At 43.4% G+C, this 17,199-nt stretch carries 13 protein-coding genes and 1 pseudogene; all 14 read right to left on the reverse strand.

Annotated elements, in window-relative coordinates:
• Nucleotides 1–7 precede the first annotated feature (7 nt).
• The 14 genes and pseudogenes from mutS to wecB all read right to left on the reverse strand — a co-directional run bounded on the left by mutS (nt 8) and on the right by wecB (nt 17,197).
• A complete protein-coding gene (gene mutS / locus IJE10_09810; protein ID MBQ2968400.1) occupies nt 8–2,623 on the reverse strand; it encodes a DNA mismatch repair protein MutS in 2,616 nt (871 codons plus the stop codon).
• An 18-nt stretch (nt 2,624–2,641) separates the two neighbouring features.
• Nucleotides 2,642–4,048 (reverse strand): tRNA (N6-isopentenyl adenosine(37)-C2)-methylthiotransferase MiaB, encoded by a 1,407-nt coding sequence (miaB, locus tag IJE10_09815; protein ID MBQ2968401.1) that lies wholly within the window; start codon nt 4,046–4,048, stop codon nt 2,642–2,644.
• A gap of 131 nt (nt 4,049–4,179) precedes the next feature.
• The gene (locus IJE10_09820) at nt 4,180–5,811 is read right to left on the reverse strand and encodes a glycoside hydrolase family 3 protein (protein ID MBQ2968402.1); all 1,632 of its coding nucleotides are present in this window, start codon (nt 5,809–5,811) and stop codon (nt 4,180–4,182) included.
• Between the two features lie 128 nt (nt 5,812–5,939).
• Nucleotides 5,940–6,593, reverse strand: coding sequence for an HAD family hydrolase (locus IJE10_09825; GenBank protein MBQ2968403.1), 654 nt, complete (start codon nt 6,591–6,593; stop codon nt 5,940–5,942).
• Nucleotides 6,590–7,825: an alpha-L-fucosidase gene (locus tag IJE10_09830; protein ID MBQ2968404.1), complete on the reverse strand. Its 1,236-nt coding sequence runs from the start codon at nt 7,823–7,825 to the stop codon at nt 6,590–6,592. Before IJE10_09830 ends, IJE10_09825 begins: the two co-directional genes overlap by 4 nt.
• Before the next feature lie 14 nt (nt 7,826–7,839).
• On the reverse strand, nt 7,840–8,649 hold the full coding sequence (locus tag IJE10_09835; GenBank protein ID MBQ2968405.1) for an SGNH/GDSL hydrolase family protein: 810 nt from the start codon (nt 8,647–8,649) through the stop codon (nt 7,840–7,842).
• Nucleotides 8,650–8,651: 2 nt separating this feature from the next.
• On the reverse strand, nt 8,652–9,512 hold the full coding sequence (gene folD, locus IJE10_09840; protein MBQ2968406.1) for a bifunctional methylenetetrahydrofolate dehydrogenase/methenyltetrahydrofolate cyclohydrolase FolD: 861 nt from the start codon (nt 9,510–9,512) through the stop codon (nt 8,652–8,654).
• 31 nt (nt 9,513–9,543) lie between these two features.
• Nucleotides 9,544–11,322 (reverse strand): annotated as a pseudogene (locus IJE10_09845) (YgiQ family radical SAM protein).
• 370 nt (nt 11,323–11,692) lie between these two features.
• Nucleotides 11,693–12,454, reverse strand: coding sequence for a hypothetical protein (locus IJE10_09850; protein ID MBQ2968407.1), 762 nt, complete (start codon nt 12,452–12,454; stop codon nt 11,693–11,695).
• 106 nt (nt 12,455–12,560) lie between these two features.
• Complete coding sequence (locus IJE10_09855) at nt 12,561–13,016, reverse strand: hypothetical protein (protein MBQ2968408.1); 456 nt, start codon at nt 13,014–13,016, stop codon at nt 12,561–12,563.
• Between the two features lie 131 nt (nt 13,017–13,147).
• Complete coding sequence (locus tag IJE10_09860; protein ID MBQ2968409.1) at nt 13,148–13,663, reverse strand: GrpB family protein; 516 nt, start codon at nt 13,661–13,663, stop codon at nt 13,148–13,150.
• 527 nt (nt 13,664–14,190) lie between these two features.
• Entirely contained in the window at nt 14,191–14,967 is a 777-nt protein-coding gene (locus IJE10_09865; protein ID MBQ2968410.1) for an endonuclease/exonuclease/phosphatase family protein, read from the reverse strand.
• A 14-nt stretch (nt 14,968–14,981) separates the two neighbouring features.
• Nucleotides 14,982–16,037 carry an acyltransferase gene (locus IJE10_09870; GenBank protein MBQ2968411.1) on the reverse strand — a complete coding sequence of 352 codons (1,056 nt, stop codon included), beginning with the start codon at nt 16,035–16,037 and terminating at the stop codon, nt 14,982–14,984.
• Nucleotides 16,038–16,093: 56 nt separating this feature from the next.
• On the reverse strand, nt 16,094–17,197 hold the full coding sequence (gene wecB, locus IJE10_09875; protein MBQ2968412.1) for a UDP-N-acetylglucosamine 2-epimerase (non-hydrolyzing): 1,104 nt from the start codon (nt 17,195–17,197) through the stop codon (nt 16,094–16,096).
• Nucleotides 17,198–17,199: the final 2 nt, after the last annotated feature.

Consider the following 17,199-nt stretch of genomic DNA (forward strand, 5'->3'; position numbering starts at 1 on the left):
CTCCGTTTTATAAGATTTCGTCTGCTTTTTTCTTAATTTCAAACAATTTGTTCATCGCCTCAATGGGAGACAACACATTAATATCAATTTTTTTGATTTCTTCCAGCAACTCATCCTTGGGCGCCTGAGAAAAATCAAACTGTAGCCCTTGGGTTTCGGGTAGCTTGCTCACTTTTTCTTTTCCCTTAACCTGCACCGTGCCCTTTTCCTCCAAAGCCTTTAAAATGGTTTTGGCGCGTTTAATAACCGTGTCGGGGATGCCTGCAAGAGAGGCTACCTCAATACCGTAGCTCTCGTCTGCTCCGCCCCGTACAATTTTACGCAGGAACACAACGGTATCGTCCCTTTTTTTAGCAACCACCGAGTAGTTTTTCACGCCCGGGATTTTGTCCTCTAATTCGGTCAGCTCGTGGTAATGGGTTGCAAACAGCGTTCTTGCGCCGATTTTCTTGGCATCTGCAATATATTCCACCACCGCCCAGGCAATGGAAAGCCCGTCAAAGGTAGAGGTACCGCGTCCGATTTCGTCCAAAATCAGCAGGCTGTTTTCGGTGGAATTTTCGATGATGTTCGCCACCTCGTTCATTTCCACCATGAAAGTGCTCTGTCCCGAGGACAGGTCATCCGAAGCCCCGATACGGGTAAAGATTTTATCCACAATACCGATTCTTGCAGAGGACGCAGGCACAAAGCTTCCCATCTGCGCCATAATGACAATAAGCGCTGTCTGACGCATGTAAGTAGACTTACCTGCCATGTTCGGTCCCGTGATGATGGAAAACGCACTGTCCTTTTTGTCTAAGTATGTGTCATTCGGCACAAACAGAGAATCTGTCATCACCTTTTCCACCACCGGGTGTCTGCCGTCTTTAATATCAATCTCGCCCGACAAATCAATTTCAGGCTTTACATAGTTGTTTTTGTATGCGGTTTCTGCAAGAGATGCCAAAACATCCATGCTTGCAATCACCTTTGCGGTACGCTGAATCCGCTCAATTTCGTCACGGATACGTTCGCGGATGGCACAGAATAATCTGTATTCCTTTGCCACAATTTTGTCGTCCGAGCGAAGCACCAAATCTTCAATCACCTTCAGCTCGTCGGTTATGTACCGCTCACAGTTGGCTAAAGTCTGCTTGCGCACATAATGAGCAGGCACCAAATCAAAGTAAGACTTTGTAACCTCAATATAGTACCCGAACACCTTGTTGAAGTTAATTTTCAAATTCTTGATGCCGGTTTCTTCTCTTTCTTTTGCTTCTAAGGTTAAAAGTTGGCTTGCACCGTCCTCTTTGCCGCTTCTCCAGGTATCCAGCTCCTCATCATAGCCTTTTTTGATGATACCGCCTTCACGCACCGTAAAGGGCGCGTCATCATCAATTGCCGCGTGGATGACATTCCGGATATCCTCTAAATCGTCAAATTCGGTACAAAGCTCTTTGACCAGACTGCTGCTTAAATGGCGCATGCTCTGCAAAAGTGCAGGAAAGCTTTTGATGGACTCTTTTAAGCCCAGCATATCCTTCGGGTTTGCACTGCCGTAGTCAATTTTGGCAATCATGCGTTCCATATCGCGGATGCCTGAAAGGGCTGTACGAATTTCCGAACGCAAAGCATGCTTTTGTAAAAGCTCTTCTACCGCTTCGTGTCTTCTGCGAATCTGTGCGCAGGATACCAGCGGCTGCTGTACCCAGGTTGCCATCATTCTGCCGCCCATAGCGGTGCAGGTTTTATCCAATACCCAAAGCAGACTCCCCTTTTTCTCCTGCTCGCGCATGGTTTTAGTCAGTTCTAAATTATATCTTGCCACCGTGTCTAAGCCCAAATACTGCTCCGACTGGTAAAATTCCACAAAATTAAACTGGGATAAATCGGTCATTTGGGTTTCTTCTAAATATGCAATCAAAAGTCCCGTTGCTAAAATACCGAGTCTTTCCTGCTCCACAACCGCCTTGGTCAGCTTGTTGGAAAGGTGCTTTTTTAAAAGCTCCACCGTTTCAGGCTCGGGCAATTCCGCACGTTTTTGTGCCAAGCATTTAAACTTATGCCCGATAAAATTCAGCACCGCCTTGTCTGCAGCTAAAAAGTCGTTATATACCACCTCGGAGGGGGAATACTTGGAAAGCTCGTTGAGCAAATCCGTTTTTGCCGCCACACCGCCCAAAGAGGTTGCATACAGCTCGCCTGTAGAAACGTCCGCCGCCGCAATGCCATAACCAAGACCCGATTTATAGATCGCAATCAAAAAGTTGTTTTTGGTATCCTCCAAAACGTCCGGCAGGGTAATGGTGCCGGGGGTGATGACCTTAATGACCTTGCGCTCTACAATCCCTGTTGCTTCGTTCGGGTCCTGGGTCTGTTCACAGATAGCTACCTTATAGCCTGCCTTTACAAGCTTTGCAATGTAGCCGTCACAGCTGTGAAAGGGTACGCCGCACATGGGTGCGCGTTCTTCCTGACCGCAGTCTCTGCCGGTTAAGGTTAATCCCAGAACTTCGGATGCTACCTTCGCATCCCCGAAAAACATTTCATAAAAGTCCCCTAAACGGTAAAACACAATACAATCGGGATAATTGTCTTTAATTGCAAGATACTGCTTCATCATGGGGGTAAATTCCTTCATGTATTTCTCTCCCTTCTTTCAGACAATTTCGCCGTACAGAGACCAGGTTCTGATTTCTGTAATTTTTGCCGAAACCGTCTTTCCGATAAAGCTTTTGTCCGCACGGATGTTTACAACCTTGTTGCTTTCTGTCCGTGCCTCTAAAACCTCTTTATCGGTTTTACTTTCTCCCTCAACAAACACGAGAAGAATTTTATCCTGATAGGATTCATTAATTTCCCTGGAAATATCATTCTGAAGCTTTACGAGCCGTTCAAAATTATGCTGAATTTGCTTGCCGTCCAAAACAGGCTCCATTTTTTCCGCTACAGTTCCTTTTCGCTTGGAATAGATAAACGTAAACAAGTTGTCAAACCGAACCTCTTTAACCAACGTCATGGTCTCTTCAAAATCCTCGTTGGTTTCGGTGGGAAAACCCACAATAACATCTGAGGTCAATGCAATATCAGGCATTTTCTCCCGAAGCTTTTTAACCGTTTCCAAGTATTTTTCCCGGGTATAGCTTCGATTCATCGCCTTTAAGGTTTTGTTACTGCCTGCCTGGAAGGGCAAATGCAATTGCTTACAAACCTTATCACACTCTGCCATGGCTAAGATAAGCTCGTCCGAAATATCTTTTGGATGACTGGTGGCAAAACGGATGCGTTCAATGCCGTCAATTTCGTTTACCGCTCTTAAAAGCTCCGCAAAGGTCATGCTTTCTTGCAAATCCTTGCCGTAGGAGTTTACATTCTGACCCAGTAACGTAATTTCCTTGCATCCGTCTTTGGCAAGACTTCTCACTTCGTTCAGTACATCTTCAGGCAAACGGCTTCGTTCTCTGCCACGCACATAGGGTACAATGCAATAAGAGCAGAAATTGTTACAGCCGTACATCACGCTGACCCATGCCTTGTATTTGTCATCTCTGAGCATCGGGATATCTTCGCAAATCTTACCGTCCGACTGAAATACATCAAACACACGGTTGCCCGACTTTGCCTTTTGCAAAAGCTCAGGAAATCTGTAAAGAGAATGGGTGCCGAACACCATACCCACATGACGGAAACGACGGAAGAAATCTTTGGCAATTTCCTCCTGCTGTACCATACATCCGCAAACGCCCACAATCAGCTTTTTGCGTTTGGCTTTCAAATGCTTTAACGCGCCCACATTGCCCTTTAATTTTTTCTCGGCATTTTCACGCACGGCACAGGTGTTAAACAGAATCACTTCCGCTTCTTCCCGCACATCGGTCATTTCGTATCCCATGTTTGTGAGCATGCCCTTGATGCGTTCCGAATCGTTTTCGTTCTGCTGACAGCCATAGGTAATTACGCAAGCCTTCGGTATATGCTTTCGCCGTTTGTTCTGTGCGGCGATTTTCTCTGTAATTTCTTTCTGACGCATCATTTCGGACACGTCAATCCGCTTTTCCTGAGCCATATTTTCCATCCTTCAAATTCATAAATGCTTATTCATTTTATTATACCAAAGAATCGCCTTTTTTGCAATAGAAAACAAAGATTTTTTACAAAAAAATTCTCCCTTTTTTGAAGGGAGAATTTAAATACATTTTATACGCCTCTTTCAAAGAAGCCTTTCAATTCCACGGGACTTTTTCCCACCGCAGGCTTTTCGCCCAAAAGCACCTTTACAAATGCCGACATGGTTTCTGCCGCTGCACTGTATGCGTTTACATAGGTACGCAAAAACGGAAGCTCGTAAAGCTTATACGGGTCACCGAAGGAGGTGAAAATTACACAAGGATGGTCCACCGCAACCCCACGCCAGAAGGGCATGATATTATCCCAGTTAATCCGGAGTGTTCCGCCTAAATAGTTGATCGGTTCCATACGGCAGTTGATTAAAATACAGTCATAGTCGTCCTTGATTCTGCCGAGCAGATAGTGGTCATTGTCACTTAATGTATCCGCCACATATCCCCGCTTTTCAAGTTCTTCCGAAAGCACTTTGATATCCTGCATAAAAGCAAGGTCTGTTTTTCCGACTTTTTGCAAATTCACCAGCAAAAATTTTGCACCTTTTTTAGGAGAGAGCGGAATGAGATTTTGCGTGTTGCGGATAACCGTAATGCTTTTTTCAGCAATTTCCCGGGACAAAGCCTCAATATTTTCGCTCAAAACGATTGCATTTTCAATTTTATCCTGATCCTCAAACAATCGTGCCTTGGCTTTCAAACCAATTATTCGGATAAACGCATCCTTTAAACGTTCCTTGGTGATTTCGCCTGATTGAATCGCATCCACCAGATAATGAAAATCCTTGGGCAACGGGAACAGAAGCATATCACCGCCCGATTTAATAAAGGTAACCGACAGCTTATCGGGCGGACACATTACGCTTGTGCCGACCATACTCATGGCATCCGAAACCACGCAGCCTTCATAAGCCAGCTCCCCTTTCAAAAGGTCTGTGATGATTTTTTTGCTTAAGGTTGCAGGCTTTCCGCCAAGAACAGGGTCTACTTCGTCACCCACCCAGGGCAAATCAATATGCGCCACCATAACAGATGCCGTGCCCTGCTTAAACATTTCTTTATACACATACCCGAAGGTTTTCATCCATTCTTCCTTGGACAGAGAATTCACCGAAGTACAGAAATGCTGATTTCTGTCATCCATGCCGTCTCCGGGGAAATGCTTGCTTGCCGCCATCAGCATGCCGCTATTCTGCATACCTCTGATGTAAGCACCTGCAATTTTTGCCACCTGCTCAGGCTTATCGGACACTGCACGCACATTTACCACAGGGTTATCTTTGTTAAAATTGATATCTACAATAGGGGCAAAATTCCAATGCACACCGTTTTTTCTGCAAATTTCGCCCGTAACGCGACCGGCTCTTTCAATCAGCTTTTCATCATCGCAAGCCCCCCAAGCCATAGGTCTCGGGAAATACGCCTCGTCCTTTAAAACACAACCCGGACCGTTTTCCACATCCCCTGCAACAATAACGGGGATTTTTGTGTATTTGTTGGCAATATCGGTAAATTGCTTAATCTGTTCCTTTGTGCTGTTTCCGCCAAAGAAAAGACCGCCCGGACGGATTTCCTTTGCAATTTCTTCAAATTGCTCGGGAGTTGTGCCGTTGTTTAACTGTATACACATAAGCTGACCTGCAAGGTCCTCCACAGACAGCTCATCAAACAATTTTTCTGCATACGCCTTTGAATTTTCAATACCCATAGCAATGCTCCTTTGTTTTTTTATTTTATTATAAATCAAGAAATCAAAAATTCAATACAATAGTGGGTAAAAAATATGTATTTTTGCGTAGAAAAAAGAGCTATAAATTTATTACAGCCCCTCAATCTTTAATTTAAAAGCAGTTTGCATAGCTCTTGCACCGATTGCACAATATAATTTGCTCCTGCGTTCTGTAGCTCCTCCAAATCACCGTGTCCGTACAACACACCAACAGAGTCGATTTTATGGACTTTTGCACCTTCAATATCAAATTTACGGTCACCAATCATAACCGCCTCTTCGGGGTTATATCCTGCAACGCGCGAGATAGCAAGACGCATCACATCCGGCTTTTCCACCACCGTTTCATTCAAATCACTACCTGCAATCACATCAAAAAAGGGTGCAAGATTAAAGTGGCGCAGCACTTCTTTCGCCTGCGGCTCGGGCTTTGTGGTGGCTAAGCAAAGCACACCCCCTGCTTCTTTTAATCTTTTTAAAAGTTCAGGTATGCCGTCATACACCTTATTTTCATAAATGCCTTTTACCAAAAAACGCTCACGATAATACAGCAGTGCCTGCCGCGCAGTAGGCTCGTCAAACCCGTAATGCTCCATAAATGCAGGCACAAGCGGAGGTCCTATAAACTTACAAAGCTTTTTTCTGTCCGGCTCGTCAATACCAAGCTTTGAGAGGGCATACTGAATGCATTTGGTGATGCCCTCCTCCGGCTCGGTGAGTGTACCGTCCAAGTCGAATAATATGTATTTGTATTTCATCATTCTTCAATATCTGCAACCGCTACACGAACCACATAATTGATGCCGTAAGCAAAGCCCGTAGCATGCATCAGGAAGGTGTCGCCCATCTGTGTAAAGGGTAATTCCTTATTATTATCCATCCAGCGCAGATTGCTGATTTTGCCTTTCACCCCTGCAAAGGTGCGTGCCGCATCGTTGGACATGGAAACGGTAACGTCCTTGTCGCCGTCAATCTTTAAATCATGGATAAAGAAATACATTTTGTTGCCGTCACGGAGTGCAAAATCCTTGCCTCTGCCTTCCACACCGCAGGGCAATGCATTGCGGATGGCAGGCTCGAAAATCTTAACCCACTCGCCCACACATTCAAGCGTATATTTCTGAATGGGCAAAACACCGCCCTGGGCAGTAGGTCCGATGTTTAACAGATAGTTTGCACCGACTTTCCTGCAGGCACAGAGGGTTTCAATCAGCTGTGCGGTAGACTTGTTGTTAAAGTCACAAGAGCCAACACCCCAGTGGTCGTTAATGGTTTCGCACATTTCTGCCGCTAAGTATTTGGGCATCCCTTCTCGGTTCATTGGCTCGGGTCTGCCCTGTTCAAAGGTAACAGAGTCCAGTTCAATGTTACCCAAAGCACCGCGGTCATGAATACCTGTGTTATTGATAATCATTGCCTCGGGCTGATATTTACGGATGGTGGCATATAACTCGTCTTCTTTCCAGTCCGCATCTTTTTTGGACCAGTTGCCGTCAAACCACAAGCCTCCGATTTTGCCGTAGTTTTTACAAAGGATTTCAACCGATTTTCTTAAGTATTCCAGGTACGCATCAAAATCGGTTTCGAATTCGTCTTTCCACCAGTCTAAGGTTGTATGATAGAAAAACGGAATGATATCATGCTTGTTGCAGGCATCCACAAATTCGCGCACCAAATCACGCTTTGCAGGGCTGTGCGGTGCATCGTATTCATTCAAGCCACAAGTGTCATACAGCGAAAAGCCTTCGTGATGACGGGTGGTTAAGGTGATATATTTCATACCTGCATTTTTGGCTGTCAGCACCAGTTCTTCCGCATTAAAATCCTCTGCAGTGAAGGTGTCAAACAGCTTCATATATTCTTCCTTGGGCATTTTGTACATGTGCATTGCCCATTCGCCTTTGCCCATCTGAGAATAAAGTCCCCAGTGTACAAACATACCGAATCCTAATTTTTCAAATCTTGCAATATAAGGTAACGCCTTTGGTATCATAGCTAAAATCTCCTTTAATCTTTAAAATCCTTATTGTATAAATCTGTGCCGATAAAGCCCACCTGATTGAAATCCTCCGGATATTTCCGAATGATAAAATCAATGTAGGAGGCAACCATTTTGGCGGTTAACACATACCCCATGGGATTCATGTGTCCCATAAAGAAATGACGGTAAAACTCCGCATCATAAAGGGGTGCGTATTCTCTTAAATCCAGCACATAGGTGTGGTCAAACAGCTCTGCAATTTCGTGCAGAAGCTTCTGATGTGCATCCTCCAGCGCAACTCTTTTTTCATCCACGGGCTGTTTTTTCGGGATAGTCATTAAGAAAAACCGCGCACGGGGCTGAATTTCTCTGTACCGCTGAATAATCTGTCCGTAATAGCCCGCAAAGGACTTTTTGTTGTTGTGCCAATCGTTTACGTCAATGTCCGAAGCTTCGCCCAAGCCCCCTTCATATTCATCTATATGCGTTATATCATTTACCCCAAGTGCTAAAATATAGCACTGGCACTTTTTGTCGGGATTCCAGAAATCCTTTTCGTCCGCAAAGGTTTTGCAGTATGTATCTGCACGCATACCGCCCCTGGAAAAATTGTATACCTCAGAACCCATCATTCGTGCCATGAACTGCCCCCAGGAATACTCGTACATGTCATGGTAACCGCGCTCGTTGTTTTCATTAAGCGATTCAAACTCACCCGACGACAAGCTGTCTCCCACGCAACCGATGGTGCGGAAAATACTGCAGAATCCGCCGTCGCTTACGATATTATCAAGAGGCTTTTCATTTTCGCCTGCATAAAATTTTGTGATATCCATCTTTATTCCTCCACAAAGCCCTGTACCTTTGCAGCTTTTACGGTATTTTGCATCAGCATTGCAATGGTCATGGGTCCTACACCGCCGGGTACGGGTGTAATGGCACCTGCCACCTCTTTTACGGTCTCAAAATCCACGTCGCCGCAAAGCTTGCCGTTTTCATCTCTGTCCATACCCACGTCAATGACAACCGCACCGGGTTTTACCATGTCAGCGGTCACAAACTTCGGAATACCCACAGCCGCAACCAAAATATCTGCTTTTTTGGTCACTTCAGGCAGATTTTTGGTTCTGGAATGACAAATGGTTACCGTGCCGTTCTGGTGCAGCAAAAGCATCGCCTGGGGCTTGCCCACAATGTTGCTTCTGCCGATAACCACACATTCTTTTCCGCAGATTTCAATGCCCGATTCCTTAATCAGCTCCATCACGCCTGCAGGAGTACAAGGCACAAAATCAAAGTCGCCAATCATAATTTTACCCACGTTTACGGGATGGAACGCATCCACGTCCTTTTTGGGGTCGATAGCATACAAAACAGTCTTTTCGTCAATATGCTTCGGAAGCGGTAACTGTACCAAAATACCGTTTGTGGTCTTATCTTCGTTTAAGGTTTTTACCAATTCCAAAAGCTCTGCTTCAGTGGTTTCTGCAGGTAAAGCATATTTTACGGATTCAACACCGATTTCCGCACAAGCCTTTTCCTTGTTGCGCACATACACCTGAGAAGCTGGGTCTTCACCGACGATGACCACCGCGAGCTTTAGGCTGACGCCCTTTTCCTTTATCTTTTGTACCTTTTCTGCCAGTTCCGCCTTGATTCTTGCCGAAACCGCCTTGCCGTCCAGAATTTTTGCTGTCATTTTTGTTTCCTCCTTTAATGGGTCGGAACGGAATCAGACAATGCTTGTCAAACCCAATCAAATCTGTTCTGCCCGCCTTTATCAATGCTTTTTTTACAATTTCATAATTTTCGGGTCGTCTGTATTGCAAAAGCGCCCGTTGCATTTTCTTTTCTTCATAGGATTTGGGTACATACACCTTTTCCATGGTTCTCGGGTCAAGCCCCGTAAAGAACATACAAGTCGAAAGTGTACCGGGAGTGGGATAAAAATCCTGCACCTGCTCGGGTGTGTACTTGATATCCCGTAAATACTCTGCCAGCTCAATGGCATCCGTAAGCTCTGAGCCGGGGTGACTTGACATTAAATACGGCACTACATACTGCTCTTTACCCAGCTGTTTATTGACTGCCCTGTACTTTTCACAGAAGGCATCAAACACCTTTCTGCCGGGCTTACCCATGTAGTAAAGCACCCTGTCCGACACATGCTCGGGCGCAACCTTTAACTGTCCCGACACATGGTTTTCACAAAGCTGATAGAAAAACGAATCATCTTTATCGTAAATCAGGTAATCGTACCGGATACCTGACCGAACAAACACTTTTTTCACCTTTGGAATGTCTGCAAGCTTTCGTAAAAGCTCTGCATATTCCTTGTGGTCCACCCGTAAATTTTCACATGGTACCGGGAATAAGCATTGCCGTTTGGGACAATTCCCCTTTGTTCCCTGCTTTTCGCAGGACGGTGCTCTGAAATTCGCGGTTGGTCCGCCGACGTCATGGATATATCCTTTGAATTCAGGGTCCCAAACCATCTTTTCTGCCTCACGCAGAATAGATTGCTGACTGCGCGATGTGATAATTCTGCCCTGGTGAAAGGTCAGTGCGCAAAAAGAACAGTTGCCGTAACACCCTCTGGAAGAGGTTAAGCTGAACTTTACTTCCTTTATGGCAGGCACACCACCTGCTTCCTCGTACATGGGGTGATAGGTTCCCATATACGGCAAGCCGTACACCATGTCCATTTCTTTTCGGGAAAGGGGTTTGGCAGGCTTGTTCTGTACCAGATAATAATCCCCGTGGGGCTGAATCACCGTGTTGCCCGTAAAGGGATCCTGATTCTGATACTGTATCATAAAGCTTTCGGCATATTTCCGTTTATCCTTGGAAACCTCGCTGAACGAGTGGCATGCAAAGCATTTTTCATGCGGAATGCTTTTGGTTAAATAGCAGGTGCCGGGAATGTCTGTAATTTCATGCACATCAGTACCCGAGGACAGTCGTTTTGCAATTTCGACCATCTGGGTTTCGCCCATACCGTATACCAGAAGGTCAGCACCCGAATCCACAAGCACCGAACGGCGCACCTTATCGTCCCAGTAATCGTAATGGGCAAATCGGCGGAGGGATGCTTCAATCCCGCCAATAACCACCGGCAAACCCGGGAACGCTTCCCTTGCCCGGTTGGCATATACAATTACCGCTCTGTCAGGGCGCTTGCCCGCCACACCGCCGGGGGTGTAGGCATCGTCACTTCTGCGTTTTTTAGAAGCGGTATAGTGGTTAACCATAGAGTCAATGTTTCCGCTTCCGATGAACACGCCGTATTTCGGCACGCCCATCACTAAAAAATCCTCGGTAGAGCGCCAGCAAGGCTGTGCCACAATGCCCACCTTAAAGCCTGCATGCTCTAACACTCTGCCGATAATAGCCGTACCAAAAGAAGAGTGATCCACATACGCATCACCCGTAACAAGCAGAAAATCCAGTTGTTCCCATCCCCTGTCCTCCATATCCTTACGGCAGACAGGTAAAAATGTATTTTTCATAATGCCTCCGAAATATTTTATGTCTGTTTTATCCTGACGGATATAATCAATTTTCAGACTTTTCCTTGAAGAAACGTTACCATGAATTGGCTTACACATTTCAGCAAATCCCCATTGCGACACATAAGGTTTAGATGCAGTCTATTTTAAGGTATAAAGGCTGTATAATTTAGATGCCTTTCCAAAGGCTTCTCCTTGAGGAGAGGCTCCGCCGTAGGCGGTGGTGAGGTGTAGATTGCGAAAGCAATCGTTATTTTTCCACCTCATCCGAGTTGCTTCGCAACCCACCTTCCCCTCAAGGGGAAGGCTTTTTTGAATTCGACTTTTTTCGACAATCTTTACAAATTCGTGTTAAGTTAGAACTAAAAATTCATTTTGATATAATATATACAGAGTTATTTTCCCACTTCACATCATATCCAAAAAATTCTGCAACCTTTCTAACTGGAATCATTGCCAATTCGTCAATAACCTGATATCCAACATCTATCGGAATAAAAGAATTATTTTCATATACACGATCATTATATATAACCAACGATTCATCTCCCTGTCTTAGAATAACACGGTCACCACCCCAATTAACCTCTATTCCCAATGCCTCTCCTACAACTTTAGCAGGAACAAGTGTTCTGTCATTCGTAATAACAGGGCTGTTATAAAATCTGATTTCTTCATCGTTCAAATACACTTTAGTATCATTTTTTGTTTTATATTTTAACACAATATCTTCTAAATTCCGGCATTCTTCTATTGAAAATTCATAGGATTTATCTGGTGTTCTACACAAATATTTTTCTTTTGAGGATAAGTGAAAACTAATAACCATTTCACCATCAACATAAATATTCAACGATTCTCCACCAGATGCAACCCATCCACCATTAAACGGAGTAAGATTCATGTTTGAAAGACCGTTAAGAATATCTTCTATCTCAGCAGAATCCGTGGTGACATATTTATAATATCCAGCCATTAACGGATCAGAAAACTCTCCGCCATTATAATATGAAACCTTAATTTCATTACAGGATTCAATATCAACATTATAATATTCATAATTTTCTGCAAAAACCAATCGGATTGAAAAAACAACCGACAAACAGAGCATTAAACTAATAATCCTTTTCATTAAATCTCATCCTTTCGACAATATTCGACATATCCATATTTTGAGGCATAAGGTTTAGATGCAAACCTTTTTGGTGTCAAGTTTGTGTCGAGTTAGGAACAAAAAATTATTGATTTGAATTAAATTTATCTATAATTCTATACCTAAAATAATTTGCTTGTCTTTCAGATGTTTTATCGTCTTGTTCGCCACCCAAAACCCATTGAAAATAATGTGATAATTCATGCACTAATGAAGAAATAACTTGTTCATAAAGTTCTTCTCCATCATACTGTTGATATAATTCTGCATTTATTTTAGATGGAATACGAATATATGGCTCTTTATCTTCAAACCATCTGAAACTACCATATGCCCACTTACCATTTAGAAGTTTAACTTTTTCACAGTTTTTGATATAAACTGTTAGATGAACAGGAAAAACATATGTATGCCTTAACCACTTTGCAAACATTTTATATTTTTGTTTTAAACTTTCATCTATACCTTTTTCATAACGAAATGAAATGCCATTATTGGAACATTTGGCTTTATCTATTTCAAAGGTTTGCCACAAATTCATATTCCCACCCCTCTTTCATATTTCGTCATTTTTCGACATATTTATATTGCGATACATAAGGTTTAGATGCAAACCTTTTTGATATCTGTTCATATCAAATTATAACTAAAAACATATAAATAAATTGGAATTTATTTCAAACCGCATTCTTTATACAGTTCTTCAATGCATGGTGATTTATACTCCATGTATCCGTCTATATCATTTAGAAATAGCTCGGCGGCTTTTTCTTTTATCAAACTGTATTTTCTAACCGCTTCGGGATTGCTTCGGAGAAAATCTCTGAATGCAATATGACGGTGCAATTCTTCCGAGTATTTCGGACATACATACAAGTGATGCATTTGCAGATGCTCTTTGCCTGAATACTTAAATGCCTCTCTATCCTTAATACCAAGATTACCCTCGTGGATATATCCGATTGCTTTCAAGCCGTCAACTAACGCAGCAAACACCGAGTAATCCCCAATAATCACATCAATATCAATGCAAGGTTTAGCAGACATTCCTTCGACAGAGGTGCTTCCGACGTGTTCAACACCGATGATTAAATCGCCAATTGCTTCTTCAATCTCACCCTTTATTTTTTCAAAAGCTGATTGCCATGCCGCATCGTATGGCAGTACAACAACCTTTCTTGTTCTCATATAGTTCACCTGCAAATTCTTATTTATCTGTTCGATATTTTTCGACATATCCATATTGCGACACATAAGGTTTAGATGCAACTTGTTTTAGCTAAATTTTGCAACAAGTTGCAAAGCTAAATTATTCCATCTTACTCCATAGCTAAATTACTCCTTTGGAGTAGCTAAATTAAATTCGCTTTAAGCGTGCAAAGCACATTTAGCTGCCGCAAGGCAATTTAGCTGAACTTGTTCAATTTAGCTCGCGATAGCGAATTTAGCTGCGTTGCTATGCAACGCAATTGCGACACATAAGGTTTAGATGCAAACCAAGTTTAATGAATTGACAACTGTTGTTGTCATGAATTGGCGTCCCACCATGAATTCTCGCTTTGCTCCATGAATTGAATCGCCTTTCATGCACTTTAGTGCAATTCATGAGCCGTCAGGCTCAATTCATGAAATCGTAAGATTTCAATTCATGCCGCAGGCAATTCATTGCGGTTGAGTATCAACCGCAATAATTCACATCAGGTCAGGAACAAAAATTACAAATCAATTTCTGCACATATAGGATAGTGGTCGGAAAGGAAAATGCCGTTATGTTCATCTTCCCACAGGGTAACCGACCGCACTTTATCCTTCAATTCATCGGTCACGAAAATATAATCAATTTCATATTCCTGATCTACCGTACCGAAGTTGTGGAATGTTGCAGGATAAGGCCCTGTAATTTTGTTAAGCGGAAGTTCTTTTTGTTCTGCAAATTTTTTTACACACGCGGATTGTCCCCATTTTAAATTAAAATCACCCATTACAACGGCAGGAATATCATATTTATTTTGCTTATCCGCTTTCATTCTTTCAAGCATAAAGTTCAGCTCATCTTCCTGAGCCGAGCTTTCAATATGGTCAAGATGCACATTATACACATACATATTTTCACCCGTGGGCTTATAACGAACAATCGCAGTGTTCAGCGTTCTGGGGCATTGGCTTTGGTTTTTATATCCGGTTTCAGGCACATAAGGCGTATCACTCATCCAGCACACATCCAGCCCGAGCAGCTCCACCGTTTCCTTACGAATGGCAGTAAATACACCTTCACCGCTAAAATCTTTCAGTCTGCCGTGTCCTAAAATCAAATACTCCGGAAGCACAACCTCCAAAAGCTCTTTCGTTTTCGGAATAACCTCCTGAAAAGCAATAATATCAGGCTTTTTTTCTGCAATAACATCATGCACAAGCCCTGCACGGTGTATAAAGCTGTTTACACCATCCCATCCATCGTAGCAACTGCGAATATTAAAAGTTACAATTTTCATTTAGGTCTCCCCCTTTATTTTTTGAAAAATTTCTGTTTCAGCCATGCATACAGCATGCATAGACCAAAGGTGATCAGAGTGGTTGCCGTAAACCGAAGGACAAACAATTCCAAGATGCCCAAAGACGGCAGAAATTCCAGTAAATCGTTTACACTAAACATAACCAAGAGGTGCAAGAGATACACCGAAAAGGTAGATGCGTTAATCATCCTGAACGTTTTGCTTTCAAAGGGCTTTTTGTGTTTTGCAAGCGACACCGCAACCACCGAAAGCAAGGGCAGAATGCCTACACAATACACCGTCTGTAACAGATAGGAAAAACCAAAATAAACGCCGTTTTTCCGCTCTGCATACGAAAAACCTATGTTCAGAAGCAACACAAACAATCCCAAAATTACAATCGGCTTTTTGTTCTCTTTCAAAAACGCCAGATACGCGTTGTATTTATGCCCGGCAAGCATCCCAAGCATATAGTAAAACAAATAGCTCGTAAACAGTCTGTCATTATACAAAAATTCGATTTTTCCGCCCGAAACCGCTCGGAGCATATCCGGCAAAAACTGCCCGAACAGCACGGTTACAAGCAATGATGCCGTCAGTAACAGCAAGGGACTGTACTTTTCAATCCAACTCTTAAAAATCGGCATCAGTATAAAAAACTGCATTAAAATCACAACAAAATAAAAGTGCGCGGCAAGGTCACCGATGAAAATGTAGGACAGTAAATCCCAAAAGCGGAACGAAAAATAGTCCTTTGTTATAAAGTATACATAGTAAACGCATACATACAAAACATACGGCACATAAATTTTCAAAAGCTTGTCCCGCAGAAAAGCACCGTAGCTTTTACGGCTCGAAGAAAAGCCAAGTCCCAGTTTAATGCCGGAAACAAACAAAAAGCCGGGTACTGCCACCGTTGCCGCCTTCCAAAGCATAAAAAGCGGTGCAAAAGCCACCGCATCTGCCGAAAGCTTTGTTACAGGCTCAGATGCCGTGTGTATAAAAAGTACCAGAACGCAAAGAAACACATTGAGTATGTCAAGCTCGGTTTTCTTTTTGGTTACTGCCATCTCTTTCTCCTTTTAAAAGCAAGCCCCTGCCTGAAAAACGCAGAGGCTTGGTATTTTTACAGTTTTTCGCACAAAATATCTGCAATGCGCTTGCAGGCAAAGCCATCCCCATAAGGATTGCTTGCAAGGCTCATCTGATTGTACGCATCGTCATCGGTTAAAAGCAGTTTAAAGGTATCGTAAATAAAGGTCTCGTCTGTACCCACCAGCTTTAATGTACCTGCCTCAATGCCCTCGGGGCGCTCGGTTGTATCACGCATAACCAGAACGGGTTTGCCCAGGGAGGGTGCTTCCTCCTGAATACCGCCACTGTCCGTTAAAATCAGATAGCTTCTTGCCAAAAAGTTATGAAAATCCAATACTTCAAGGGGTTCAATGATGCGGATTCTGTCGCAGTTGCCGAAAATTTCCGCCGCCGCTTCACGCACCACGGGATTCATATGAATCGGATAAACCGCCTTGATATCGGGATATTCGTCAATAATCCGTTTGATGGCACGGAACATGTTGCGCATAGGCTCGCCCAGATTTTCACGACGGTGTGCCGTGATGGTAATCAGTCTTGAGCCCTTTGCCCACTCTAAATGCTCGTGGGTATAATTTTCCTGTACGGTAGTTTTCAAGGCGTCTATAGCCGTGTTGCCCGTTACATAAATATCATCGGGATTTTTGCCTTCATTCAAAAGGTTTTGCTTAGACATCTCGGTAGGTGAAAAATGGAATTTTGCCACAATGCCCACCGCCTGACGGTTAAACTCCTCCGGGAAAGGCGAATGGATGTTATAAGTCCGAAGTCCTGCTTCCACATGTCCCACCGGAATCTGGAGATAAAAACATGCCAGAGCGGTCGCAAAGGTAGTAGAGGTATCGCCGTGTACCAAAACCACATTCGGCTGTTCCTTTTCCAGCACTTCTCTGATGCGCTCTAAAATGTTCGTGGTCACATCAAAAAGGGTCTGCTTGTCCTTCATGATAGACAAATCGTAATCCGGTGTCACCTGAAACGCCTCTAAAACCTGGTCTAACATCTGGCGGTGCTGACCGGTTACACAAACCACTGTTTCTAAGCTTTCGCGTTTTTTCAGTTCCTTTACCAGAGGACACATTTTAATCGCCTCAGGTCTGGTGCCAAACACCAGCATTACCTTTTTCTTATCCATAT

The sequence above is a fragment of the Clostridia bacterium genome (assembly GCA_017410375.1).
Taxonomy (GTDB): Bacteria; Bacillota; Clostridia; order RGIG6154; family RGIG6154; genus RGIG6154.